Annotated in this window: 26 protein-coding genes and 1 pseudogene; 21 read left to right on the top strand and 6 right to left on the bottom strand. The window is 41.6% G+C overall.

All coding sequences use genetic code 11. The features are described 5' to 3' along the window. The first annotated feature begins 173 nt into the window (after positions 1–173). The 15 genes and pseudogenes from RS130_RS22110 (at position 174) to RS130_RS22040 (ending at position 15,717) form a co-directional block, all read left to right on the top strand. On the top strand, positions 174–2,867 hold the full coding sequence (locus RS130_RS22110; RefSeq protein ID WP_316027720.1) for a TonB-dependent receptor: 2,694 nt from the start codon (positions 174–176) through the stop codon (positions 2,865–2,867). A 74-nt stretch (positions 2,868–2,941) separates the two neighbouring features. Further along, positions 2,942–3,961: a glycerophosphodiester phosphodiesterase family protein gene (locus RS130_RS22105; RefSeq protein ID WP_316027719.1), complete on the top strand. Its 1,020-nt coding sequence runs from the start codon at positions 2,942–2,944 to the stop codon at positions 3,959–3,961. Between the two features lie 54 nt (positions 3,962–4,015). Then, complete coding sequence (locus RS130_RS22100; RefSeq protein WP_316027718.1) at positions 4,016–4,555, top strand: hypothetical protein; 540 nt, start codon at positions 4,016–4,018, stop codon at positions 4,553–4,555. Between the two features lie 85 nt (positions 4,556–4,640). Then, the gene (locus RS130_RS22095) at positions 4,641–4,898 is read left to right on the top strand and encodes a hypothetical protein (RefSeq protein ID WP_316027717.1); all 258 of its coding nucleotides are present in this window, start codon (positions 4,641–4,643) and stop codon (positions 4,896–4,898) included. A 14-nt stretch (positions 4,899–4,912) separates the two neighbouring features. After that, complete coding sequence (locus RS130_RS22090) at positions 4,913–5,596, top strand: hypothetical protein (RefSeq protein WP_316027716.1); 684 nt, start codon at positions 4,913–4,915, stop codon at positions 5,594–5,596. Positions 5,597–5,598: 2 nt separating this feature from the next. Then, the gene (locus tag RS130_RS22085) at positions 5,599–6,552 is read left to right on the top strand and encodes a hypothetical protein (protein WP_316027715.1); all 954 of its coding nucleotides are present in this window, start codon (positions 5,599–5,601) and stop codon (positions 6,550–6,552) included. A 518-nt stretch (positions 6,553–7,070) separates the two neighbouring features. Further along, positions 7,071–7,472, top strand: a complete 402-nt coding sequence (locus RS130_RS22080; RefSeq protein ID WP_316027714.1) for a serine hydrolase domain-containing protein — start codon at positions 7,071–7,073, stop codon at positions 7,470–7,472. A gap of 32 nt (positions 7,473–7,504) precedes the next feature. After that, positions 7,505–7,774: pseudogene (locus RS130_RS22075) on the top strand (serine hydrolase); the annotation flags it as partial. Between the two features lie 25 nt (positions 7,775–7,799). After that, positions 7,800–8,396 carry a serine hydrolase gene (locus RS130_RS22070; protein ID WP_316027713.1) on the top strand — a complete coding sequence of 199 codons (597 nt, stop codon included), beginning with the start codon at positions 7,800–7,802 and terminating at the stop codon, positions 8,394–8,396. A 712-nt stretch (positions 8,397–9,108) separates the two neighbouring features. After that, positions 9,109–9,690: a hypothetical protein gene (locus RS130_RS22065; RefSeq protein ID WP_316027712.1), complete on the top strand. Its 582-nt coding sequence runs from the start codon at positions 9,109–9,111 to the stop codon at positions 9,688–9,690. Positions 9,691–10,522: 832 nt separating this feature from the next. Next, positions 10,523–11,797: a sugar phosphate isomerase/epimerase family protein gene (locus tag RS130_RS22060; RefSeq protein ID WP_316027711.1), complete on the top strand. Its 1,275-nt coding sequence runs from the start codon at positions 10,523–10,525 to the stop codon at positions 11,795–11,797. 473 nt (positions 11,798–12,270) lie between these two features. Then, entirely contained in the window at positions 12,271–12,696 is a 426-nt protein-coding gene (locus RS130_RS22055; protein WP_316027710.1) for a hypothetical protein, read from the top strand. A 1-nt stretch (position 12,697) separates the two neighbouring features. Continuing rightward, the gene (locus tag RS130_RS22050; RefSeq protein ID WP_316027709.1) at positions 12,698–13,141 is read left to right on the top strand and encodes a hypothetical protein; all 444 of its coding nucleotides are present in this window, start codon (positions 12,698–12,700) and stop codon (positions 13,139–13,141) included. Next, complete coding sequence (locus RS130_RS22045) at positions 13,132–14,019, top strand: hypothetical protein (RefSeq protein WP_316027708.1); 888 nt, start codon at positions 13,132–13,134, stop codon at positions 14,017–14,019. Before RS130_RS22050 ends, RS130_RS22045 begins: the two co-directional genes overlap by 10 nt. A gap of 87 nt (positions 14,020–14,106) precedes the next feature. Next, positions 14,107–15,717 carry a diguanylate cyclase domain-containing protein gene (locus tag RS130_RS22040; RefSeq protein WP_316027707.1) on the top strand — a complete coding sequence of 537 codons (1,611 nt, stop codon included), beginning with the start codon at positions 14,107–14,109 and terminating at the stop codon, positions 15,715–15,717. 244 nt (positions 15,718–15,961) lie between these two features. Here RS130_RS22040 and RS130_RS22035 read toward each other — a convergent pair whose 3' ends face one another. Continuing rightward, positions 15,962–16,465 carry a regulatory protein RecX gene (locus RS130_RS22035; RefSeq protein WP_316027706.1) on the bottom strand — a complete coding sequence of 168 codons (504 nt, stop codon included), beginning with the start codon at positions 16,463–16,465 and terminating at the stop codon, positions 15,962–15,964. Between the two features lie 247 nt (positions 16,466–16,712). Continuing rightward, on the bottom strand, positions 16,713–17,309 hold the full coding sequence (locus RS130_RS22030) for a cysteine hydrolase family protein (protein WP_316027705.1): 597 nt from the start codon (positions 17,307–17,309) through the stop codon (positions 16,713–16,715). A gap of 344 nt (positions 17,310–17,653) precedes the next feature. Here RS130_RS22030 and RS130_RS22025 point away from each other — a divergent pair, with 344 nt between their 5' ends. Together RS130_RS22025 and RS130_RS22020 are read left to right on the top strand one after the other, a co-directional pair. Beyond that, positions 17,654–19,021 (top strand): TonB-dependent receptor family protein, encoded by a 1,368-nt coding sequence (locus RS130_RS22025; RefSeq protein WP_316027704.1) that lies wholly within the window; start codon positions 17,654–17,656, stop codon positions 19,019–19,021. Further along, positions 19,000–19,722, top strand: coding sequence for a TonB-dependent receptor domain-containing protein (locus RS130_RS22020; RefSeq protein ID WP_316027703.1), 723 nt, complete (start codon positions 19,000–19,002; stop codon positions 19,720–19,722). Before RS130_RS22025 ends, RS130_RS22020 begins: the two co-directional genes overlap by 22 nt. A 158-nt stretch (positions 19,723–19,880) precedes the next feature. Here the strand turns inward: RS130_RS22020 and RS130_RS22015 are convergent, their stop codons facing one another. From RS130_RS22015 to RS130_RS22005, 3 genes are all read right to left on the bottom strand, one after another. After that, positions 19,881–20,321, bottom strand: a complete 441-nt coding sequence (locus RS130_RS22015; RefSeq protein WP_316027702.1) for a hypothetical protein — start codon at positions 20,319–20,321, stop codon at positions 19,881–19,883. Positions 20,322–20,575: 254 nt separating this feature from the next. Beyond that, complete coding sequence (locus RS130_RS22010) at positions 20,576–20,707, bottom strand: hypothetical protein (RefSeq protein ID WP_316027701.1); 132 nt, start codon at positions 20,705–20,707, stop codon at positions 20,576–20,578. A gap of 139 nt (positions 20,708–20,846) precedes the next feature. Further along, a complete protein-coding gene (locus RS130_RS22005; RefSeq protein WP_316027700.1) occupies positions 20,847–21,194 on the bottom strand; it encodes a 5-carboxymethyl-2-hydroxymuconate Delta-isomerase in 348 nt (115 codons plus the stop codon). Positions 21,195–21,395: 201 nt separating this feature from the next. Here RS130_RS22005 and RS130_RS22000 point away from each other — a divergent pair, with 201 nt between their 5' ends. Continuing rightward, the gene (locus tag RS130_RS22000; RefSeq protein WP_316027699.1) at positions 21,396–22,145 is read left to right on the top strand and encodes a substrate-binding periplasmic protein; all 750 of its coding nucleotides are present in this window, start codon (positions 21,396–21,398) and stop codon (positions 22,143–22,145) included. Between the two features lie 124 nt (positions 22,146–22,269). On the opposite strand, the gene RS130_RS21995 is transcribed toward RS130_RS22000, so the two are convergent. After that, complete coding sequence (locus RS130_RS21995) at positions 22,270–24,192, bottom strand: putative bifunctional diguanylate cyclase/phosphodiesterase (RefSeq protein ID WP_316027698.1); 1,923 nt, start codon at positions 24,190–24,192, stop codon at positions 22,270–22,272. 265 nt (positions 24,193–24,457) lie between these two features. Between RS130_RS21995 and msrA the strand changes: the two genes are divergently transcribed. The 3 genes from msrA to RS130_RS21980 are packed head-to-tail and all read left to right on the top strand — an operon-like array spanning position 24,458 to position 26,749. After that, positions 24,458–25,048 carry a peptide-methionine (S)-S-oxide reductase MsrA gene (gene msrA, locus RS130_RS21990; RefSeq protein WP_316027697.1) on the top strand — a complete coding sequence of 197 codons (591 nt, stop codon included), beginning with the start codon at positions 24,458–24,460 and terminating at the stop codon, positions 25,046–25,048. Between the two features lie 13 nt (positions 25,049–25,061). After that, on the top strand, positions 25,062–25,232 hold the full coding sequence (locus tag RS130_RS21985) for a hypothetical protein (RefSeq protein WP_316027696.1): 171 nt from the start codon (positions 25,062–25,064) through the stop codon (positions 25,230–25,232). A gap of 53 nt (positions 25,233–25,285) precedes the next feature. After that, positions 25,286–26,749 (top strand): carbon starvation CstA family protein, encoded by a 1,464-nt coding sequence (locus RS130_RS21980; RefSeq protein ID WP_316027695.1) that lies wholly within the window; start codon positions 25,286–25,288, stop codon positions 26,747–26,749. Positions 26,750–26,777 lie beyond the last annotated feature (28 nt).

Below are 26,777 nucleotides of genomic sequence, written 5' to 3'. Positions count from 1 at the left end.
CTTAGTTTAATTGTATTACTGCGAAGTGTAGAGCAATTTATTATTTATAGAAATGCTATTTTTATAAATTAAGTTAACTTAATTTAATATTACTGTCATAAATCTTATCTACGATGCTCGCATCAAAATTGATTTGATTTTAACCAGATTACAGCAATTCACGGAGACGATTTATGCAAGCGGTATTTAAAATAAGTACAATATCATTAGCTATGGGGATCGCTTTTACGCATCAGCCAGCCTTTGCTGATGAAATTCAAGCGACACAAGCAAGCCAAGAAACTGAAGTTATCAATGTAACAGGCACTCGCTTGCAGAACCAACGCGCGGCAGCGATTAAATACGCATCTGAAAACATTGTTGATGCGATATCCGCAGATGAAATTGGCGCACTGCCAGATTTCTCGGTGGCAGAAGCTATATCTCGTATTACCGGTGTATCAACAGAAGATAGAAATGGTGACGCGGAATTTGTTGTGGTTCGCGGTATGCGATCGGATTTTAACTATCTATCTATTGATGGCGCTATTGTGCCTTCTACACGGAAAAATGGGCGTGCGACACAACTGAGCGTTATTCCCTCAAGTGTTATTGATACCACCACTGTAGCAAAAAGCTTCACCGCAGAGATGGATGCCAATGCGATTGGCGGGAACATCAATGTGCGCACACGCAGTGCCTTTGATTACAACGCAGCTTACTTTTTCGCTCGCGGTTCATTAGGCAAATACGACCATGACGAAACGCCTGCAGGTGGCGACTTAAGTTCTCGCGCCAATTTCACTTTTGCTAATACTTTCGGTGGAAATGGTCAATTTGGTGTGGTTGCGTCTGCAGGCTATTTAAAATCTAACGGCGATACTTGGCTGCCCGGTGTTGCTTATAATGAATACCGCGTACTAGGTGAACGGCTAAACGATGCGGGAGAAACAGAGCAATATACTACCCGACTTTATGAAGACGGTATTGAGAACAGTGTTGAGATTCCCCACGGTAATCAAACGTACCAGTATAATAACGAAATTGAGCGAAAGGGCGCGCTGCTAAAACTAGAATACCTTAGTGATGACGAAGCCATGCACCTTAGTTTATCGTCTTACCTTTTCACTGAGGACGATACTGAACAACGCTGGGATAGCTTAATTTTCCGTGCGAATGAAAACCCAATTCCTGACAACTTAACCGCCACAACTGGCTTGGTAGACAGCGCCAGAACACAGCGCCAATATTTTTTACAAGGCGATGAGAACACATTAAAAAGTATAACTTTTCGAGGCCAATATCAGTTCGACGATAACCAACACATTGCCTTTTTGGCATCAAAAGCTACCGGAGAAAGAGAAAATCCATTCTACCAAATACGCTTTGAAGCTGATGACCGCACAGCGTTTGCATATAACTATGATAGCAGCGGTGACTACCCTGCAATCAATTTGGTTAATGCCGAAAATTGGACTGATACTGAACTCTTTACCCCTGAATTTTATCGTCCTCGCCTTGATATAAACGAGCAAGATGCGTCTCAACTAAAACTTGATTTCATCCAAAACTGGACCCTTACTAATAAACTTGGCGTGAAAGCTGGAATAAGCCGTCGTACCGATGAGCGTTTCCAAGATCAAGTCTTCGACCACGACTATCGCCCAAACAGCGATGCAGCAAAAGCTTATACACTTACCAATGTATTATCTGATGAATTTAACTATTTCGAACCAAACCTGTTGCCCGGACAGCCACAACAGTTCATTGACCCAGCTTCATTTTTGAGCTATTTCGATAACAACCAGGCCGAATGGGAAGATAGAAAAAATCAGGTTTCGGAAGGATTAAGTAGCCAATTTATTGTAGAAGAAAGTATAGATGCCGCATACCTAATGGGACGCTATGCGACAGATAAGCTCACGCTAATTGGTGGTTTGCGTTATGAAAGCACAAGTGTTGATTCTACGGGTGGCCAACGCTTAAACGATGACGATCCAACTACCCCTGATTATGTTTTGCGGTCTCAAAAAGGATCCTATAACCACCTGTTACCTTCATTTACGGCCAACTATTATTTAAGTGACCACGCAAAACTTCGAGCAGCCTACAGTGAGACCTTGGGCAGAGCGGAATACGATGATCTCGCCGTACGCGGCAGTCGCAACATTGATGATGCAAATCAAAGTATTTCTATCAGCTCTGGTAATACTAACCTTTCACCCCGAGAGGCACAAAATATTGACCTTGCACTAGATTATTCTTACCCCGAAGCCGGCATTGCTATGTCTGTAGGCCTGTTTTACAAGAACATCGACAACGAAATCTATAACCGCAAAACCACTGAAAGCGTCATCATCAATGGTATAGAGTATACCCAAAATACTACTCAACCGACCAACGCCACTAGCACTACCTTAAAAGGACTTGAGGCAGGAATGCTAATAAATAGCTTTAGTGGGTTAAGTGAGCAACTCGACGACGTGGGCATATCACTTAACTATTCTCGCATCGCCAGCGATTTCGCTATTGAAACATCAGATGACAGTCAGCGTGAATTATATGGACAGATTCACCAACCCAAGAATATCGCTAACCTTAGCCTGTTTTGGACGCCGTCTCGCTTCGATATGCGTTTCGCTGTGCGATATAAGGGCAAGCGACAGGTATCATCTAGCGCCTCATCCCCCAGTTATGACGAATTTATTGATGCACAAACTTTTGTCGACTTACGTGTGCGATACAAGTTTCACAACGGCATTAATGTATCACTCGAAGGACGCAACTTGTCCGATGAAGCTGAAGACCGACTCTTAAACTCTGGGCGCATTCACTGGACTCGTGATTACGGAAAATCATTCTGGTTAGGCGCGGCTTACCGTTTCTGATGGCTAAAGCGGTGCTCAGGGCACCGCATTTTTTATTTAGTTTTAAACTCGCTAAAAAGGAAGTAACCAGCATTATGTTTACACTACGCAATTTTATTTTATTCATTGTTTTACACATGGCTAATCCAGCATTTGCCAACAACATCGAAACAATTTTAACCCAGTGGCATTCCCCGTCTGAAGACTACATTTTTGTTGTCGCGCACCGAGCGGCGTTTATGGAAGACGGCCAGATTGTACTGCCAGAAAATTCACTGCCGGCCATTGAATATGCCATTGAGTTAGGCGTGGATATGGTTGAGCTGGATGTTAGAGCAACCAAAGACGGCCGGTTTGTTATTTTGCACGATGCCACTGTAGACCGTACGACCAATGGCACGGGAAAAATTGCCGAGCTCACTTATCAGCAAGTGCAACAATTGCGCCTGATAGAAGAAGTCACCGGCGAAGTGACGGAACACCAGATACCTACTCTTGAACAAGTCTACGACCTCGTTCGGGGCAACATTATGGTAAATCTTGACCCAAAACTCGCACTAAGCGAGTTAAGCGAAACCCTGACTATAGCCCATAAGATGGGTGTGTTAAACCACATTATATTGAAAGGAAAAGCAGACACGCCCGAACAGCGAAAGGCCATTGAGGAGCTTATGGCCTCCCTGCCTTTTTCTGTGGATTTTATGCCCATGCTACGGGACAAAAAAATCTCGTCATTTGACGATATCAAAGCGACGTACACGCAGCTAACCCCCTCTGCCGTTGAGATGGTGGTAGGTATTCCGGATTACGACGATGGCAGCTATTTAACCAAAGACGGCGGCATTCTATTTTCATCAAAAACCCGCGCCCTTAACCAACAGTTTAACAGCCACTTGTGGATGAACACCCTGTACATCGATGCACTGCGAGGTCGTTTAGATGCCCTGCAATGGAATGGCGGTCGTCACGATATCCTGGGCCTTAAATACCCGGCGCAGGTGTTTGATTTCTGGATAGCTCATGGTGCCACCATTATTCAAACCGACGAACCTAAATTTCTTATCCACTATTTACAAGACAAGCAAAAACGAAAGCCGGTAACTCTCGCAAATTAAGTAGTACAGAAGCAACACCACGTCGTTTCACATTTACTTTAAAACGGGATAATTATGAAAATACCTAAAATGATATTAGCCTTTTCAGTAGGGCTGATTGCCTCGCAGTCACTACCGGCGATAGCCGACAGTGATTGTCAAACCATTAAAACGCCAAACGATTTTATTCGTGACATCGATGGTTATAAAATTGATCTAAGTCGAATTTATAACGAAGAACATTTTTGCCACGAAAATTGGTGGGGCTTATTCTCCAGTCGCCCAACAGTCTGCCTCGCTCTCGACCACTTAAAAGTGCCGCAAATGTACCAAAACAAAGCCGACTTTATCGGCATACCCCACCGAGGTATATGGGGCCCTAAGCGTATACAAACTAAGACAGAGATAATATTAGACCACTCCAAACAGCAAGCTGAAAATACCTTCGGCGCTATTGAAGCTGCAACAGTTGACTCAAAATGCCAGTTTGTAGAAATTGACGTAGCGATGATGGGCGATATTAAAAAAGATAACTATGAACATTCACACGCAATTAATGCTGGTAGAACCTTAGCAACTCTTCCTTGGTCATTACTTCAGACTTCATTCTACTGACTTTGAAATATCTGATACTTCGATTCCTTATTCCGATCTTGATGGTATCGAGATCAGCGATAGTTTCAAGCTAAGACCTATGAATATGATGGTCACATTTCAAGGAAGAGAGGCTACTTCAGATTTGTCTTCAGCACACATGCGGCTGCGGGACCAAACCATACAGAAAGACAAAGAAACCTGGCGACCTTCATCAGGCAGAGGAAAGCTGGACAAAGACAGTTATGTCCGATTCGATGATATTTTAAAGCATGCCATAGACACCAACACTGTACTCATGGTTGACCCCAAAGTACCCGGATTACAGGATTACTTTCCTATGGCGCTTCAAAAAAAACACTAGAACAAGAAGGATATTTGCATGAAGCACGCCTTCTGGCTCGTGCAATGGTGCTGGCATATGAACGTGATGCAGAGCATCACGTTGTACTGAAAACAGCTAGTCCGCTAAACGAAATATGGGACAAAGTGTCATTAATGCTTTCATTTTCCACTGCAGTCTCACTAGACAGTGGTTTAGAAACACAGCCATGGGAAAGCAAAACCGCCAGAGAGAAGTTTATGAAAAAGTTTCTCTGGAGCCCTATTCCCAACAAATCTGCAAGTATATCTAAGAAGGATACCCTCAAAGAAATAAAAGCCTGGCACAAAAAAACAAACAATAGCAGGGGCATAGCCACCTATGAAGTCGCTTTGTACTCACCGTACCACTGGACGTCCCAAATTGTGTCGGACAGCATGAACCTGTTGACGTATGTGTTAACCGGATTAAAAGGAAGAAGTAAAATCCCTGTTCGACCTGCGATGTGGAGTATTGACCCCATGGGTGACAAAGGCACATTTGGTCGCGAATACAATTGGAAATTCTTTGGTAATGAAACAGCAGCAGGTAAAGAGCAAGACATGAGAGGCAATCAACTCTGGATGTCATCTATTCAAGGTGTGCAATACGCTGCAATGAACACAGATATGCCTATTTTCTATCGCGCTACAATTTCCGAAAAAGTCGACAAAGCTATCCCGTTTGGATATAAGGATTAATAATGAGAAATGTAAACAAACTACAGTCAATCGCCCTCGCGGTGGGACTTACGCTGGGGTTTGCGGCTAACGCCGACGTCCGCCTTAATAACAAGGGGTTTTATGAGTTGGATGTGGAACCACTTGATGCGTTTAGCTTAGCTGAATATTACGATTATAACGCCAGATTCAGTGATTTTCCCGTGGGAGTTAAAAAAGCCGGCGACTTCTTGTTTGAGCCATTCGATCTACAAAGTTTTCAAGACCTATGTGTAGTGACTAAACCAATAAAACTAAAGCCCTTGTTGAATAACAAAAAGAGAATCATTTTCGCGGTAGGAAATCCCAAAACGGTGGAGACGTTAGACGGTAGCTTTAAAATTAACGGTTTTAGGGTCGGTAATCGATCTAATGATGAAAAAATTAGCAGTTACGCGTTAGATCTTGATCCTGACACAGGTGGTACTTTTAGTGTTTATAAGTTCTATAACGAAAAAACAGCCACTCGCGCTGCATCTCTGGATAACCTCGCTGCCAATTACACAAAGAAAGAAATTAAAAGTGAAGATTTTTATTTTCGTATGGTACTGGGCAGTGACATAACCTGGTTTGAAATATGGCCAGTAAGCGATCATGCCAATTCACCACGTCAAAGGGTAAACCGCACCGTGCTGTTCACCGGCTTTAATGCGAATTCCGTTAGTCATTCTATCAAAGGGGATACCCCAGACGAAGAATTTGGTACCTATAAAATAATGACGCCACGTCAAGCTGCTTTATTTATCGGTGAAGATCATCATAGTAAAAAAGATGGCAGAGGCGTAAAGACGACTACTACGCTGGGCAATGAGGAGTCAAACATCGACAAACTGGTTTCTTGCACACTCTTCAAGGAGAAAGTAACAGAACATTACGTGAAGCCTGTCAACGAAAGTTACGATCCAATCAATGGAAGCGACCCCATTTTACCAGAGTAAAGGGGCACGCTTTTAATCTAACCTCCCAAACAAAAAAAACGCCTATTGGCGTAATGCCAGTCAGTTAACAACTGACTGGCATTTTCCTTTGTAGAGTAAAAAGGGGGCAGTGTTACTTATTGCTTCGGAGGCCTGCCCATCTTCCCAGTTTTTTAGTTTCTTCCCAATTAAGGCTTCCGTTTCTTTTTTAAACTTGTCATAAAAATATCGGGGGCAGAACATAAATATCGGGGGCAAAATATCTTCCTTCCTGTAATTTTGTGTCTGTCTAAAAACGGATACTTAGGTTGGATTACAACTTTTGTACATTTTTTAATGCATTTATAAACAACTTCAGCGTGTATCAAATTATATAGTTTTGCTTTCACGAAACTTGAAGGAATAATAATGCAAAAGATTTTATGTATGGCTGTTGTAGCTTTAGGCTTGGCAGCCTGTGGCGATTCTAAATCAGATAAAGATACGCCGGCGGGCACCAATCAATTTAAGCAATTGCGCGCTACCATTGAACGTGACCTATGGCCGCGAATAATGCTGCAGCCGTTTCGATTGCTATTTATCAAGACGGTAATGTTGTGTTTGCAGAAGCATTCGGCGAAAAGGTACGAGGTGGTGGGCAAGCTGTAACGCCTGATACCCTTTTTCAGATGGGCTCCACTACTAAAATGTTTACCGGAATAGCGACCATGCAATTGGTCCAACAGAGTTTGTTAGGTACCCACGATAAGCTTGTTAATACACTGCCCGATATTCAATATCCGGCGTCTCAAGCGTTAACGTGGCAAGACATCAATATCCATCATTTGTTAACCCATCAAAGTGGTTTGTTTGATCGTTACATTGGCAGTGACGAAAGTCGTCACTTGGTTGAGTATATGACAACGAGTTACCCGCAACAAAACAGGCAGATGAACCCCTAGGACGTTTTCATAATTACAGTAACCCTAACTGGTCGTATCTGGGAGCCATTGTGGAGCACCTAAGTAACCAGCCTTTTACCGAGTATATGCAGCAGAATGTGTTTGAACCATTGGGCATGCAGCGTACGTCGCTGGATCGCAGCCGTGTTATTGCTGATGGTGATTATGCACTGGGTTTTCAAAGGTTAGATGGGAATGACGAGTACCTGACTGGCATTAATCAAATTCCAGCCCTACCCAGCGCATCACCAGCTGGAACAGAAACCTTGGTCTACGCCTACAGAACTGTTAAAAGTAGCTGACTTTTTACTGAATGGTGACGCGGATGTGTTATCTAATCAATGGCGAGCACAGATTACAACGCCTCATGTGAGTACTGAGTTTGCAGGTTTGCCTTTGCATTACGGTTACGGAATATATGTAGATGATGGCTTTATGTATAACGACCAATGGTACGCAGAAAAGGTTTGGCAACATGGCGGAAATACTAGCTCGTACACACATTTATTTTGGATATTGCCAGAAAAAAACATTGCGGTCTCAGTGATGAGTAGCGGCGGTTATACCAATTTTGATGCGAGCATGGTAGCAGCGTTAAACTCTGTTACTGAGTTACCCTCTCCCGCAGAAATACCGGTTGTAGCACCAAACCCAGATGAATACGCAAAGCATGAGGGAATCTATGATACGGGGCAGTTTACCATCATAGTTGAGCAACAAAATGATGAACTGCATATTACCATTCCCGAGTTGGATGCACAGAATGCCCCCTATGAACAGGCAATGGCAGCAATCGGTGATGGCACTTTTTTTACCGAAATAAACAATGAACTACTGCAAATTACATTTTTACCTGTGATTGAAGGTGGTGAGTCGGTTTACATGCGGCATAGAAACTTAGTGGGGATTAAAGATGGCTATTAATCGTTAACCCAAGTGTTGGTTGCGAACAGCACCTTTATCTAGACACCCATAAAAATAAATCTCAAGCACCTTTATCTAGACACCCATAAAAATAAATCTCACGAAGGTTGTCATCAATTTTAGTTATGGGTGTCTCAATTGGAGACGGCATGCAGGAATGACGATGTGTCAGGCTGGTGTTTTTAAGCGGTCATGCCGTTGTTAGTTACTCCCGTCATTCCGGTAGTGTTTTGAGCCGGAATCGGTTTGTTTTTGGCTGTTGTCTCAACATCACTTATTCGGAATTTGGATTCCTGCTAACAACATGCAGGAATGACGATGTGTCAGGCTGGTGTTTTTAAGCGGTCATGCCGTTGTTAGTAATTTCCGTCATTCCGGTAGTGTTTTGAGCCGGAATCGGTTTGTTTTTGGGGGTGTCACTACAGTCACTTATTCGGAATTTGGATTCCTGCTAACAACATGCAGGAATGTCGGATTTGGGGCATTGGGATCCCGGCTAACAACATGCAGGAGTGACGGTGTGTGTCGTTAACGCTAATTTTACTGAACCTTGTTCTGGCCCCAATGTTTTCCGTTACTCTTGAATATTTGTACGCATGTATTTAGAAAATAGACTATTTGGATTACTTCGATAAACTGGTTACAACTTTTCTAATTTTGAAGAAACATACAAGCTCGTTACTTCAGTGCTACTAATATTCGGGAAGGTAACATGTCAGAATGGTTAAAGGTCTTTTTCAACAAATACCTCGTTATATTTACGGTAAGTTATAAAATCCTGTGTTTTCCCCATTCTTATGGGAAACAAATATTGGACGATCCTAATTCCACGCAAACTTCACTTCTCTATGCAACTGAAATGCTTGTACTTGTCATTACAGTATTTAGCATTTCACACAATGTTTCTTTGCCATCATTTTTGCCGATCGAATTACTGGCCTTGGCATATTGTCTGTATATTTTAGTCTACTCCTCTTTGTTTCTTGTTTTTCTGCGTTTTTTTTCGAGGGGAGTCATTTTGTACAAAAAAAGCCTCGCAGCTTTCAATTATGCAGCAGGAATAGTTTTACCCATTTTTATTCTCGCTCCGATCATTGATAGAACAGAGCCCCATGTTGTGCTGGAGATTTTTGCAACAATAATTATGGCTTACGTAACATATATTTATACAATTTCTTGCCTACTTTGGTTAAGAACTATAAATAAATGTAGTGGGTTCGCGATATTTGCGGCTTCTATCGTTTGGTATATAACATTTTTATTTTTAGCGACAGTGATGCTCCCCCACAAGTAAATTACAGGGTCGATTTAGTTGTGTTGTTTCAATTGAATAGTGACGTTAGGGGTGTTAATAGCATCAAAACTGAACGGTTACTTCTGGTACACAAGTAGCCGTCAAATAAAGAAAGAACTATCAATGCCAGTACAAGGTTAAATGCTTATCGTTGGATCAAATCAGTAATCTGTTACTTGTATAGGGGCTAGCTCCTGTTTTGAACCTAAATCGGTTTGTTTTTTTGGGGCGCTACAGTCACTTATTCGGCATTTGGATCCCTGCTAACAACATGCAGGAATGACGGATTTGGGGCATTGGGATTTCTGCTAACAACATGCAGGAATGTCGGATTTGGGGCATTGGATCCCTGCTAACAACATGCAGGAATGACGGATTTGGGGCAATGGATTCCTGCTAACGGCATGCAGGAATGACGGAGTTAAGGCATTGGGATTCTCTGCTAACGGCATGCAGGAATGACGGATTTTGGGGTATTTGGATTCCTGCTAACAGCATGCAGGAATGACGGAGTTGAGGCATTTGGCTTCCTGCTAACAACATGCAGGAATGACGGATTTGGGGCATTGGGATTTCTGCTAAGAGCATGTAGGAGTGACCTGTGGTTTTTGGGGGGACAGCAAAACCTAAAAACAAAATTGGAAAAGTAAAAACCAGAATCTAAAAATATTTACATTACTTTATGATTACTTGTGGCTTTTACACTAACACTTAGGGTGTTGTGCCTTTGGTTTTGTATCTTTTAACGGGTTTAATACCCGTTAACTTGCTGAAAAGTAGCAGATTTGCAAACCATTATTTTAACCGTCATACCAAATTAGAGGTTACCAATATGAGAGTTATCGTTTCATTGGTACTTATTTTTCTGTGCAATAAAAACCTGATAGCACAGGGGGCTATTAAGTCCCAAGCAGACAGACTGCATCAATACGCTGGCCATTGGGTGAGTAGTAAACATGCTGGCACAGCAGAGATAAACACATACCCAGCTATTAAAATGAATAATATTTCAGTCATGGACAAGCAGTCCATGCAAGTTGAAGTACTTCAATATCAAGACGGTGAATACAAAACCTTGCTTACGGAATTAATTGGTTATGACGCTAAGAGTGAGCAAATTATCGCCTTAGGACAAAATCAGCAAGGTGTTATTTTTAAAGGGGTAGGGCGTTTTTCTTCGGATACTAAATGGAAAATGCGCGATGTGGATATGCTAGGAAATTTTTACCTAAGTGTAGCATTCGATTTTCAAAGTCTTACCAATGTATTACTCGAAGGGCTGGATGAGTCAGGCAAAAGCCTTTGGAAAACTCGTTATATTAAATCTAATCCCAAGGACAAAAATATAGGGATCCAGTTAGTGTCTGTTCATCAAGAGATGCTCAAGGATCCAAAAAACACTCTGACGGAATTAGGCCGAATGGGTTATAGCTATGTCGAAACCTTTGTTTATGATGACGGGGCATTTTATGGCATGTCGCCTGTTGAGTTTCGTGATCTAGTACAAGCAAACGGTATGCAGTTTTTGGGGTCGATGACCTTTCATGATTTGCCTACAGATGACAACTGGCAATCGGCTTTGAAATGGTGGGCCAAAACCATAGATGATCATGTGTTAGCCGATGTGAAATATTTAACCACTTCAAACAACCAACTCAAGACTGTTAAAACCAAGGCAGAGTTAAAACGTTATACCGATTACTATAACGCCATAGGTAAGTTATGCCGTGAAAAGGGCATTACTTTTGCCTTTCATAATCATGCCGACGAGTTTAAGTTAGTTGAAGGTACTCGAATCTATGATTATTTTCTGCAACATACCGAGCCTGAATATGTTCATTTTCAGGCCGACATATATTGGATGGATGTTGCAGGCGTTGCTCCCATCGAATATTTTAAAAAATACCCCGCTCGTTTTTTGAGTTGGCATATAAAAGACTATAAAGAATTAGGCGCCAGCGGCAAAATTGATTGGCTTAGGTTATTTCATCACCCTGATTTTCCATTACCCAAATATATGGTGGCAGAGGTAGAAGATTATTCATATCCACCTATGTATAGCGTACAACTGGCATGGGAATATTTGTATTATTCAATATTGAATTAGTGGTCATGTCTAGTCGATATTGACGAGGGCGATAGTTGTGTCTGTATTGCTACTCGCTGCTTTTTCGAATGAAAGGAAACTGCAAGGTTAAATTAAGCATAGGTCATATTTTTATCTTTTTTGGCTCTAGCGGAAGGCGCTAACTGTCGCTGGGCGAGTTCATCTCTTGCCTTGGTCTGGGGTATTATTTTGCTATAATTTGTTGGCTCCTCGATTAGACCTATTCATGCACCATATCAACGACTACAGGTTGTATTCTGTAATCTAGTCTTTCCATAATGGTTAAGAAAGTCAGCAGTAAAGTTTGATTCTACCGGTTTCAATGACGGGGTAAATTTATGATTGATAAAGGATTAGTATTAGAATATTGTAGCCTTATACTTGATTCTCATACCGTAACAATTACTGAGCATAATGATGGATGAATTATTCTCGGGTAATGCAAAACCTTTTACGCTGGATATAGTATTCGGATGGATATTAAAAAGATAATTTCTATAACAACGTTAACCGTTTTAATGTCGGCAGGGCATGCGTCCGCAGACATTTTAGTGGTGGTGAATAAGCATAGTGAGACGACAAAACTGTCGAAAAATGAGTTGATTGATTTGTATATGGGCCGTTTTAGAACTTTCCCTAATAGCAAGCCTGCACGTCTTTATGATCGTAGTGATTTGCGCAACGAGTTTTACCGACAACTAATTGATAAATCTGTTTCAGAAGTAAACGCCTTTTGGGCGAGACTATTGTTTACAGGTAGAGCAAAGCCGCCCGAAGCCTTGGATACTACGGCTTCTTTGCTCGAGGTCTTGAATGATGATATGCAGGCAATTGGTTATATCAACGAAAGCGATATGCAAGCCAGCATGAAAGTAGTTTATCGGATTTCGAGGCGCTGAGATGAATATATTAAAGACACTATGTTTAATTGGTCAGACGATATCTGATTACAAGTTCATGCCCAAACTCAATACTTCTGGCAGAGCAATGCTTTTTGCCCAGTTATTGGCACTATTCGCCATTTCTCACACTGCGACAGCAAAAGATTCGTCAATGTTTCAGTTTACTGGCTTTGGCACTATAGGTTTGACCAAAGGCGGTAATGACGTATTGGGCATTCGACAAACATACTCGCAGCGTGGCGAGTACGGAGGTTGGCAGTTTAAAACCGATTCTATGCTTGGGCTGCAAGTGAGCGCTGATTTCAACGAAAAATTTGATGCTGTGGTACAAGTATTGGCTAGAGATCAGGTCTCTAATACGCTAGAACGCTCGATTGAGTGGGCTTTTTACGCTACCGACCCACATCCTCAATTGATATTAGAGTGGGGAGAATGGCATTAGACTTGTTCAATCTATCGGAGTATCGCAATGTTGGTTTTGCTTACTTAGAAATCCGTCCACCTGTTGAGTTTTACGGCCCTGTTCCGTTGTCGAATTTTGACGGTGCTGATGTCATGTTTAGTCATCGTGTTGCTGGCGGTATTCTGCAGAGTAAGTTCTTTGCTGGGCAAGCCCGAGATATCACTTTTTTCGAGGGCGATTATTACGACATCAACTTTAACCCAACCTATGGCATGAATTTTAACTTCCAAAAAGGTGCTTGGAAAACGCGATTCACCATGACTAAGGTTAAGTTTACTGATGTGAGAGGGAATGTTAATACCAATATGTTATTAGCTGAGTTTGATACTATCCCTGCTGTTATTTGGCCTGGAGTAGACATGGCTAGAGATCATTTAGACATTAATGGCTCAGAGATTGTCTATACATCATTGGGCGTTGCATATGACTATTCTGATTGGATATTACATGGCGAGCTATCTCATATTAATTCTACCGCTACCTTAGCAGCATCAAATAATGCAGGCTACTTCACTGTAGGTAAGCGTATAACACCAAGTGTAACGGTTTATGGTAAGTATGCGCGAGCACTGACATCTGCAGAGCGAGTTAATGTGGCGCCTCCTGTTATCGAAGATGAAAATTTATGGGGCTTGTATGGCTATGTTGATTATTTGATGAACTCAAACACAATTGACCAGTATAGTCACGCTTTAGGGCTTCGTTGGAATATCATGCCCAAGCTCAATATAAAGCTAGAGTGGGATCGTGTGCATGTAGGAGAAGGTAGTCCAGGGCTCTACGTCTCAGAGTCTATAAATCTAGATACGGACATTGTAATGAATAACTATTCTATGACGCTTAATTTCATATTTTAGTAGGAAATACGTCAAAACAGGAAGGGATCTGCACAATGAATTTAGACAAATTGGTATACAGACCTTTGATATTTTGGCTGAAATAACTTGAACCATGTAAAGCAGAGAATACACGTACGTGTTGCATTAGCGATAGCTATTGGTGCGACTGTTATCGCACTACTGTCGTCTGTTTTTTTCTATCAATCAGCCTTTAAGAATGCGCTTTATGATGCCGAGCATGATATAGAACAGGTATTTAGAACGGTTGAAAATACCGCGTCTGCTGCGGTTTATCTAGACAATGAAGTGCTTGCTCAGGAAGTAGTGGGTGGTCTTGCCAACAATGATCTGGTGCTATTCGCCGTCATAGTAAGCAAAACTGGCCTGCGCGTGACGGATCAAGCTGGCAAAACTGAAGATAAACGAGCCTTAAGTCATACCAAAGCGGCGCTTATCGAGTATCAATTAGTCCACCCCTTCTTTGAAGATCAAACGGTAGGTACATTATCTGTTCAGCCAGATCAAAAAGCGATCGAGCGAAACGCAACTAAAATTGCCGAAAAACAAGCGCTACTGACCATATTTCAGTCAATCGTAATTGCGCTTTTAGTGTGGTTGCTAGTCAATAGAACGCTTACGCGACCGTTAATAAAGGTTGCTGGTATGTTGCATAGAGTCAATCCAGCAGAACCCAAAAAACTAGATTGCCCAAGCGGTCATGATCGAGATGAAATTGGTAAATTAGTAGAGGACATCAACTCATTGTTAGGTTCGGTTGAAGATCATATTGATCGAGAGCGGACAATGCGTCAGGAATCGGAAGCCTTAGAGCGCCAGTTTAGGCTCATTTACGAAAAAGCAAGTGCGGGAATATTTTTGATCAACAAAGCTGGCAATGTCATTACCGCGAATCCAGCATTTCACAATATCTTGCATACTGCTAAACAGCTGAATGGAAAGCCTATCGAGCAGTTTGATTTTTGCGATTTTTTTGACGATCGAGAACAGGTTCAACAGATGTTGATAAGCCTGAGAGACAGTGAAGATCATATGACCACTAATGGTGATTTGAGTCTAAACCTAGACTCTCCACATTGGGTACACTGCCTATTTACTAAAGTCGTCGATGAAGCCGGTGAAAGCCTAGTAGAAGGGATCCTGTACGATGTGACTCAGCGCATAACTCGCGAACAGGATACGCGTTTTGAAGCAGACCATGACACGTTAACGGGTCTGTATAATCGGCGTTCGGGTGAAAGAAACATTAATCAAATAATCCACACTGCACAGGCACTCGATTCAACCATGGCAATGTTGTTGATTGATTTAGATGGCTTTAAACCCGTAAATGACAACTATGGGCATGATGCTGGTGATGAAGTGCTAGTACAAATAGCGAATCGTTTGACAGACGTGGTGCGCTCCAGTGATATTGTTGCACGCTGGGGAGGAGATGAGTTCGTGATCGCCCTTGATAAAATAGAAAAGGGAGGGTCTAGATCAATTGAAGTGATATGCGAGAAAATTCTAGCGCGAGTCGGTCAACCAATAGATCTAGGACAGGGTAAAAGCTGTATCATCGGCGTAAGTATCGGGGTATCCCGCTTTCCAGTTGATGGCAAGCGCCTAGACGAATTGATCGATTTGTCTGATTCAGCCATGTACCATGCAAAAAACTCCGGCAAAAATAGATTTACCATACACGGCGAATATTAGTATATAACCTGAGTTCTGGATAATAAGTATCGTTTAAGCTAAACACCCCAACGCTGCTAGATACAAAAAGAGCGTTATCCAGAGGTTCGGCTTATCCAGCGATTAAGGTTATATAGAGCTGCCCCTTACCTGACATAGCCTAGGAAACTCGCAAAACTAACAGCATGTGATTAGGGGGATGACCTTATTCCTAGCTTTTTCTCGTCACTGGTTTTACCAACTCTACTACCAATTTGTCGGGCTACTAATCTTCGTAAGACGAGTGGCGAATCGCTTTGTTGGCAACCGAGTATGAGAACCCTTGGCCAATCAAGTGTCGTAGTGCTTTTTGCTTAAGTTTTTCATCTTCGATTGGCAGGTTACCGAATTTCTTAATTTTGATCTGTAGTGCTTTATCGAGATAGCCTTCATCTGTGGTTTCTATGGCTGTCACGCATTCATTGATTATGTGTGAAGAGAAGCCTTTAGTGTAGAGCTTTTGTTTTATTTTATTGGGGCCAATATTTTTTTCCGAGTAATTCTGGGTCAAGCGTTGTGCGTAGCGACGATCATCCACAATGCCGCGTTCTATTAAATGGCTCAGGGCTTTTTCATTAAATGAAGTGTCTTCCTTGAATAATGTGTTGGCTTTTTGCATCAGCGTTTTTGCAGTGTAATCACCATACTTGCCAATTAGCCACAAGTAATAACCTTTTACTCGCTCAAAGGTTATTTCTGTTGGTTTTGTATCTTGTTTTTGCCTAAACATGTTTAATATCTTCTCATCTATACGCAGCCACTCCATCTCTCGAGGTGGGTGTACAACACCAGTAAATGCTCGTAGAGAGTAGACATAATGATTGGAGTGGCCATAAAGTAAACCGTTTAGCGGTTTGGTTTATCGTTGATGATAGCAAAAATAGTAGCGGGTTGATTGACTGCTTTGTATTCTGCCTGTTGTTCGCTGGTATATTTTGGATGGCTACTCCTCTTCAAAATAGGATTATGATAAGTTGCTAGCGCTTAATCGATTCTATAAATGCACTACTGTCAACGTGAGCGCCAAATATCCCCCCTTCATGGGCAAGACTATCAATCAATGTTTTGTGTAAGTCACTGGTGGCAGCACCGCAACAATCTTCCAGTAATAGGCAATCAAAGCCACGGTCATTGGCTTCTCGCATGGTTGCCGACACACAAACATCGGTCGTAACGCCAAGAATAACTAAATTGCGAATTTGCTGAGCTCTTAAAATATGTTCTAAATCGGTTGCGTAAAAAGCGCTATTCCCAGGCTTATCAATGGTTATTTCTCCGGCGGCAGGCATGAAACCGGCGTAAAAGTCAGAGCCGGCTTCTCCTCGAACAAGTAGGCGACCCAAGGGACCTTGTTTACCAATTGCTGCACCTTCACGTTCGGCCTTCAAGCGTTTATTCGTATTGAGGTCAACGAGTTCCGGTCGATGACTTTCACGTGTATGCAATACCAGAAAGCTCTGTTTTCGTACTGCCTCTAGAAGTTTTTTGGCTGGGACTATAGTGCGTTGTAGATGGCTTATATCCTTTCCAAGATTGCTAAAATATCCTTCTGGATCTAGGAAATCTCTTTGCATGCTGCACCCTACTATTTATCAGTGATATATAAAATGCTCATTTTTAGCGGATTTTAGCTTTGAACTAGCTGCTGTGCCTAAATTCCCATAAAAATTCAATTACTTATAAATATACATTGAATTTTGTTTAGAGGAAGGCATGCTCGATGACTGAAAGTTCGGTAGGTATATTAAGATAGTTTTTGGCAAGACAATAAGGGGATTGACAACACACTAAGCAATAATCCTTTATTCAAGATAAGTATAATATCAAACCTTAACAAGATTGATTCTCATTAGAATTAATGCTTTAATCCCGCCACTTCTAAAATTAACCTAATTTGATGTGAGTTTTTAAAATGCGAATGAGACAATCTTCTCTATCGATAGCGATTACGTTAGCCTTAGTATCACTAAATAGTGCAGCCCAGCAGCCGATCGAATCGGTTGAGAATAACGATAAAAAAATCATGCCTACTATGGAGGTTATTCAGGTAGTCGGTGATGCCAATTCGGTGATTTTAGAGCACACAGGCTCTGTTGTTGTTATCGAACGCCAACAAATCGAAAAGATTCAACCTTTGTCGACCGAAGATATTCTACGTCGTATTACTGGTGTGAATACCAAAAGCGAAGAAGAAACTGCTATTGTGGCAAACTTTGGTATTCGTGGTTTGTCGGCTAGCGAATCAAAGTCTTTGATGCTAGAAGATGGTGTGCCAGTGGCGTCTGGTTTATTTATCGGGAACGACCGTTACTTTAACCCTCGCATTCAGCGTATCGAGCGAGTTGAAGTGCTAAAAGGCTCATCTTCATTGCGTTATGGACCTTCTACTATTGGCGGCGTGGTCAACTATCAAACTAAAACGCCAGACGATGGGGTAATGCTCACCGGTCGAGTTGGCTCGTTCAACATGCAAGAAGTTAGTCTCGAAGCTGGTGGTAAAAACACCTCGGGCGATGCTTTTGCTGGTGTCGTTGCCACACATGCTAAAAGCGATGGTTTTATGGATAAAGGCTACGAAATGACTGATGTTATGGCGAAAGCCGGCGTCATTTTGAGTAACGACCAAAAACTGGGAATTAAAATATCTCGTTATGAAAATGACGCAAATATTTCTTATCGTGGCTTATTACATGATGATTATTTGGCAGGTGCCGATTACAATCCAGCACCAGACGATAAATTCTTAACGGATCGTACCGCATTTGATATTAATCATGAGGTCACGTTTTCTAACCAAGCTACCTTAAAAACCCTAGTATATTGGAGTGAAGTTACCCGTGATTATTGGCGTTATAGTGTTGATACCGATGCTTCAAATGACGCAGGGCGATGGGTTTACACCGATTCTCTAACGGGCAATAACCGTACTTTTGATCGAGTTGGCATAGAGACTCGATTAACGCTAGACCATCAGTTGTTTGGGTTGTCTGCAAATAGTGAATTTGGTGTGCGCTTCATGCAAGAAGAGTCAAACGATACGCGTATTCGTGCAACACGTAGTGCTGATCGCACCGGTGCCAACGATCGCCATCGTGTTGATTCTGCAGATAGTTATGCAGCCCATGGCCAAACCCGTATTGAATTAACAAATAAATTTGCGATTACACCGGGTTTACGTGTTGAGTCTTACGAACAAACTCGTGTGATATTAACGGATAACAATAATACCGCTAAAACGAGCAATACCGAGTTGTTACTGCAGGTGTGGGTGCTACCTACACCCTAGATCCAACCACACAAGTTTATGGTGGTGTGTATCGTGCATTTTCTCCGGCCAGCAATGGGGTTGCGTTGGATGGATTGACAGATCAACAACTCGAAGGTGAAAACTCAACAAACTTTGAATTTGGTGTACGTAGTCATAAAGGTGACGTCAATTACGAAGTCGCGGCTTTTGCAATGAACTTTAGCAATCAGGTAGTAACGGGTAATAGTGATCCAAATCTGTCGCAGTCAAATGCAGGTAGAACAGAGCATCGAGGCATGGAGTTTATGTTGGGTTACCAGCTTAGCGGTGATGTTAGAATTGACAGCAACGCCACTTGGGTACCTATTTCAGAATTTAAAAGCGGTGATAACGTAGGTAACCGCTTGCCTTACGCGCCTAAAATTATTGCTAACGTCTCTCTAAACTATCAACATGAGAGTTTAAATACTGCGTTTACCATTCATCACCAAGGAGAACAATTTGGTGATGCGGGTAATACTGAGGTGATCCCAACAGGCGCCGCAGGTGGAATTTGGGGTGGGATAATACCTGCTTATACGCTACTTGATTTGACCGCCGAATATACGCTAGCTAAAAATTTACGTTTATTTGGCGCGGTTAAAAACTTGACTGACAAACGTTATATTACGGGCTTACGTCAAGGTATATATGTAGGGCCAGAACGTTCATTTGAAATGGGTGTCAGCTATAAGTTCTAAGTAAAGCTTAGACTCTAGAACGAGTATCGGTTTTACTCGTTTTGTACAGTCATCAATAAAAAATGCCAGTCAGCTAAGTTGACTGGCATTTTTTTATTCTAGCAATCTGGTTTAGACACCATAGGTTTGGATTGTGCTCTGCGTCATTATTGACCGATTCAGAAACTACAAACTGCTGTCCACACAGAATCTGGCGCCCCTCGGCCAGCGTATTTGGGGGTACAGCTCGCTGCACCGTTACCCCCTACTGCCGTATTTGATGAATAGACTGCAGCACCGCCGGTATCTGTAGAGGTAGTCGTTGCAGACCAGTCACTTAAAGCACACTTTGCTTTTACTGTAATACTACTTCCTGCTGCTCCGCCGACTATACTCGCTTCGGCCTTAATAATAGGTGAGGTTGAAGTGCAATTACCGCCCCCAGATGTAAAGGTTATTTCATCCCCTCTGCCAGACATGGTAATAGTAGGGCCGCTTGCTGTCAGTAACTCACCTCCGGTTTGGGCTTCAATTGCAGTTTTTAGGCTAAGGTGTGAAAAAGCAACTGCTAGCAAAGTTAACATACCAATGACGAATAACAATTTATTTGAATTCTCCATGATTATTCTCCAATGAGTGGTTTTATTGATCAGGTTTGATCAAGCCTAAAGTATAGAAGGTTTAACGGTTGTTAGCCGGATATCGATGAGATTTTCGGTACTGTTGAAAATCAAAAATAGCCACCACTTGTGGGATCTTTGCTTGAAATCAATGCCGCTAATATTGCAATAGGGCGTCATACAGCTAACTGTGGACTAGAGCTTCCAGATATAGCGCAGAAATGTGAGTAAATTTTTTTGCATATCTCACTTTGTTAAGACATACCGTCAGTGGCTTGGAGTGTAGATAAAACCCATTTTTGCAAAGCGTTGTTATTGTAGCGAGGGTGCCAAGCGGCCACTACATCAAATGCCTCGGGCGATTGCGCCAGAGGAATTTCAATCAAGTTCTGTCTTTTAATGGCTCGTGAAGGCAGAAATGCAATGGAGCCTGTTGTTAGATAACCAGAATTTCGGATAAGAAGTGTCGTTATCGAGAGGTTCGGCTTAGCCAGGATTCAGGTTAACTAACAAATCATTATTGGATTATGGCCTAAAACTAAAGTCGACAAAGCTTGGGCGATGAATATCTACCACTTCAACCGACACAAATGCGCTGCTTAAGTTCAAGGTTTTTAGCGGTTCGAGTACTGCATTTGATATCTCTATTTTTTGCTCATCTGTGCGGCCACTTAATATGTGCGCTGACACGTGTAGGAAATCTTGATAAATATCGTGCAAACGAAAATTTGGCCGAGGTTCTATGCGAACTTTAATTGCTTCGGGTGGGAAATGACCACTGGCTTTTGCCCCTTCAAATACTTTATCCATGAGAATGTTTGGATCGACTTGTTGGGTGAGTGATTCACTATATTCAATTACAAAGTTTGGCATGTTTATCTTCCTCTGAAAGCTGGGACGCCCGCAATAACGGTATTTAAGGATATACTCTGATAAGTTTACACGATACCAACTCAGTTTTTTATGCTGATTGTTCGGTGTGGCAAATTTAATTTAGCGTTTATAGTTATGTGTATTTAAATATATAATGTGCTTAAATAAACTGCCAACAACTGTTACACGTGAAGTAGCACTTTGAGAATTATTCTGTTCTGTATTGTATGTTTGTATGCTTTCTCCGCAAAGGGAGCTGAGCTAGACGTGTATATAGCAGAGTATCCGCCTTTTCAAATCCTAGACGAGAATAATGGACATACAGGATTTTCTGTCGAGCTGTTTAAAGAAATAGTCAAACTTACCGATCTAGAGGTTGAATATATTGCTGTACCTTGGGTTAGAGCACTCGATTTAGTCGCCCAAGAAGCCAATAGCATAGTGTTTACTATGGCCAGAACGCCTGAACGAGAAAAATTATTTACCTGGGTTGATACTATTCACGAGGTTAGCGAAGGAGTGTTCTCGCTTAAAGATCGAGAAGACATCGTGATTAATAATTTAGAAGATGTTTATCAATATTCTATCGCATTGCCAAGAGGGGATGTTGCATTAAAGAGATTGAAGCTAGACGAGAAACCGCCGCGGGATACTTTGCTAGACAAAACCTACATTGTTGAACAACAAGAACAGTGTATTAAAATGTTAACTCTAGGTCGGGTCGATTTGAACTTTAACAACAATACCGGTTTCTTTGTCGCAGCAAAAATGTTGGGATATGAATCAAGTCACTTCAAACAAGTATTTGTGACTGGGCAAACAGAAATGGGTATAGCGGCTAACAAAAATACCGATGCAAACACTATTCGGAAAATTCGTTTAGCGTTAGCCACACTTAAAAGTAATGGTGTATTTGAGAGGTTAGAGCGCACTTGGTTTGGAGAGTTCTAAACGAATATAATTGGTGTTGCTTAGACTCATAAGCGCACTACTATTTCTTCACGTTGGTGTCTTGATTATGTGCTCTTAAACTCTCGCTGAGTGTACATTTATTGGTTTTTGTATAATTTGTTGGCTAGGTGTGGAAGGTTTTAAAAATATCAAACTCATCGGCTGGTACTGGTTTTTGGAATAGGTAACCTTGACCATACTGACAATCAAGATTGTTCAGAAACGTCTGGCATAAATCGCTTTCTATTCCTTCAGCAATAATTTCCATATTTAACTCGTGCCCCATAGCGATAATGGTTGATGTAATCGTATTATTAGCAGGCATAAAACTTCTATCGATTTTTAATATGTCAAACGGCAAGTCTTTAAGATAGCTTAAACAAGAATATCCAGTACCAAAATCATCGAGTAGTAATTTAACGCCTAGCTTTGATAGTTCGTGCAGCGTTGCTACACTGCGAGGATCTTCGGTAATGGCAATGTTCTCGGTAATCTCAATATGGATACATCCGGCTGGTAATGATAACTGCTGTAAAATATCTGCTAGCTTGTTAGAAAAATCACAAGTTCTAAGCTGTTGAGACGAGACGTTAATGGCCATTACGTGGTTCGTTGCCCCTGCATCGTGCCAATTTTTACACTGCTGACAAGCTTGTTGAAGTACCCAATTACCAATTTCAATAATTTGTCCCGACTTTTCCGCAATAGGTATAAATTCGTCCGGTGTAATGACTTCATTGATGTTATTTGTCCAGCGTATAAGCGCTTCACTTCCTACAGTCGTGCCATCGGAAAGTTTAACAATCGGTTGGTAAACTAAGCGAAACTCCTCATTGCGGATGGCGTGATGCAACTGTTTGACCAAATTGAGTTTTCGATTTTGTATGCTGGCATGGAGCTTGTCGTACACTTGAAATTGATTTTTGCCCGCATTTTTTGCTTGGTACATAGCCGTATCGGCGTGTTTCAATAACAAAGTCGAATTGTTACCATGTTGTGGATAATAAGCGATGCCAATGCTGGTAGTAATGTACGTTTCAGAGCGGGCTAATTTAACTGGCTTACTGACCGCATTAATGATTTTTCGTGCGACATGCTCGGCTTTTTCAACTGAATCAAAGCAATCTGTCACCGCAATAAATTCATCCCCTCCAAACCGTATCACTGAGTCTTTGTCTTGTACCGTAGCAGAAATTCGGCTGGCTATTTCAACCAAAAGTTTGTCGCCCGTTGTATGACCAAGGGTATCATTTACGTCTTTAAACTGATCAAGGTCAATAAACATGACTGCAAATTGTTTAGACTGTGGCGCTGATTTGGCCATTGCAGCATTGATTGTATGCTCTAGCATATTTCGATTGGGTAAGCCCGTTAAGGTATCGACGTAAGCAAGTTGTCTATTGCGTTCCTCGCTCTGTGCAAGGGCAACCATCGCCTCTTCTCTTTTCGTCAGCACTATCGATACTGCGCGGGAAATCATCATTGTTACAGTCAAAACAATTATTGAGCTGAAGATAATTAACCAGATGGTTATGTTGGCAACAAAGTTTGATGTTTTTTCCAGCGGATATTCAAATTCATTGGAATTGTTTTGAAAGTTGGCAAGGGCGTCAGTCAGTGTATTTTGCAAGGCTTGCCAACTAATATTGCCATTCTCGTATTGAGTTAATACAGCTAAAGTGTCGTTGGCAGTTTGTACATCACGAGCACAAATAGTCATAATTTCTCTCGTATCAAGTAAATACATTAGCAACCTATCAGTCATATTGGTTATCGATAGGCATTCTTGTGGTTGATTGCGAATATTAATTATAGTTTGTCGAAGGTGCTTTAAGTCGTATGGGGAATTTACGCTGAACATATCAATAGAGGGCAAAATAAACGCACTCAACTCGTTCGTATGCTTAAAGTGTCGCATGTTGAGTTGATGATAGTAATTAATGTGTTTAAGTGTAAAAAAGCTCCAAAACATGATCAGAGAGAATAAAACGAAAATCACAGTTAACATAGGTAAGGCTTTTTTAATCCCACTATTTTTTAAATTCATTGTATGTCTAGGCCTATTATAAAATGGGAGCAATGAAGAAGAAGGTGTTACTCACTCTCGAGCTAGAAGTGCTTAGACTCAATTATATAGAGACTTATAGCACATTTTCAGCATGAGTAAAAAGTCGTAACTATTGATTCTTGATAATTATAGCTTGTGGATCTAAATAACGAGTATTTGAAATTATAAAGTTGCATTTCAGTTCTTCTGTTACCAAGGGCGGCCAGTTTGTATGGTCGTTTAGTTTACTTATGCAAGGATATTTATGAAGTCTTTTGGGTCATTATTGCTAGGCGCTGCTATTTTTCTGACAAGCCATGTGTCGGCCGACGAAACAGTGTTGGCTGGCGGTTGCTTTTGGTGCATGGAGTCTGATTTTGAAAAGTTAGAAGGGGTAACCGATGTGGTATCAGGTTTTAGCGGCGGGTTAACGACGAACCCGACTTACTACGGTGATCACAGTGGACATTACGAAGTTGTAAAAATCACATATGATGCAGACGTAGTAAGTTACCAACAGATTCTCGATTATTACTGGGTTAATATTGACCCGTTCGATGAGCAAGGGCAATTCTGTGACAAAGGTCAAAGTTACTTAAGCGCGATTTTTGTGGCTAACGAACAAGAACGAGCCATTGCTGAGCAATCAAAACGTGCGGTGCAGGCTGAGTTTCCAGAGCAACATGTCGTCACGCCTATTTTGTCAGCTACGCCTTTCTATCCAATTAAGGGCAGTGAAATTGCACATCAGGATTTTTACAAGAAAAGTCCAGTACGATATAAATTTTACCGTTGGAACTGTGGTAGAGATCAACGCTTGAAAGAAATTTGGGGGGACAAAGCAATACATCAGTAGGTAACGTCGTTCTATGTTAACAAGTAACGAGTGGCGAATAGAGACAGGTGTATTGGTTGCTGTTAACGAGCATTTATTTCAGTTAACTGAGTGGTTTGAAGTCTTTTCTGCTTTTCATTTTTTGTTACTGGTAACTTTGTTATTATCTGATGCAATGTTACCGATAATTTCATATTCATCCTAATCGGGTGTTTTTTTGTTTCACAACGAATACATTAACGAAAGGCAAGTCAATCAATGCTCATCTTTTTTATCTGTATCACCGTACTGATCTTAGGTTACAAATTTTACAGCCCGTTTGTGGCAAAACAAGCTGGCTTGGATCCGAATATCACCACGCCACAAGCGCGTTTTAGCGAAGGGGTAGACTATGTGCCGATTCACCCTGTAAGAGCATTCTTAATTCAGTTTTTAAATATTGCCGGTGTTGGCCCTATTTTTGGTCCGATTTTAGGGGCGCTTTATGGGCCAGTGGCTTTAGTCTGGATAGTGATTGGTAATGTTTTGGGTGGTGCGGTACACGATTTTTTCTCGGGTGTCATGAGCATTAAAGAAGACGGTAAGAGTTTACCCGAAATAGCCGGCCATTATTATAATATTGTTTTTAAAGGCTTTATGCTGCTGTTTACCGCTATGTTGCTGTTTTTTGTTGGCGTGGTTTTTATTATGAGCCCGGCTGGTTTATTAAGCCACCTCGATGTTTTTGCAGGAACTTTTTTAGCAGACAATACTTTTTGGGTATTGGTCATATTAGGTTACTATTTTCTCGCCACTTTGTTACCGATTGATAAAATAATTACTCGGTTTTATCCCCTTTTTGGATTACTGATGATAGTGATGACCGCTATGATCGCAATTGCACTGCTGATAGATGCGCCGCATTTACCCATGGCCGATGACTTTCTTGCTTACTTTAAGGACAGCCATAGTCACGATATTTTAGCGCCTAATCCAGATGGGTTACCTACTTGGCCGTTGTTGTTTATTACTATTACCTGTGGGGCAATTAGTGGTTTTCATTCAACGCAAGCCCCGATCATGGCGCGTTGTTTAACCAACGAAAAATATGTTCGACCCGTTTATTATGGTGCTATGGTTTGTGAAGGTGTGGTGGCTTGTGTTTGGGCTTTAGCGGGGATTGCAGCATTTCCTGAAGGTTATGCTGGTCTTAAGGCCATGCTTGATACTGGTGGCCCAGGTTTAGTGGTTAATCATATTGCCAGTAGTTACTTAGGTGTACTTGGCGGCATTATGGCCATCATTGCAGTGGCCGTCTTTCCAATTACCTCTGGAGATACCGCGTTTAGATCCCTTCGATTAACGCTAGTTGATGCTTTCAGTATTCGCCAGAGTATTCGCAATCGTTTATTACTGGCTGTGCCTATTTTGGCCATAGCATATTTCATGACTAAGTTAGATTTCTCGGTTATTTGGCGTTACTTTGCGTTTTCCAATATGTTGCTGTCAACCAGTGTTTTGTGGCTGGCTACTAAATACTTATTTGATCGCGGGGCATTTCATTGGATTACCAGTATTCCTGCGGTTATCGCCACGAGTGTGACTATTTCATATATTATGACCGCTGCTATTGGCTTCAATCTGCCTGCCGACTATGGCTGGCCAATTGGCTCGGTTGTCGTGTTGCTGGGGTTACTGTTGTTGCTATTGATGCATAGCAAACATAAGTCTGTTAAAGCCTAGAGTTTGTCACTGACTAACTGACTATTCA

The sequence above is a fragment of the Paraglaciecola aquimarina genome (assembly GCF_032464635.1).
Lineage (GTDB): Bacteria > Pseudomonadota > Gammaproteobacteria > Enterobacterales > Alteromonadaceae > Paraglaciecola > Paraglaciecola aquimarina.
The sequence above is the reverse complement of the archived record's forward strand: the minus strand, read 5'-3'. Positions and strand labels throughout refer to the sequence as shown.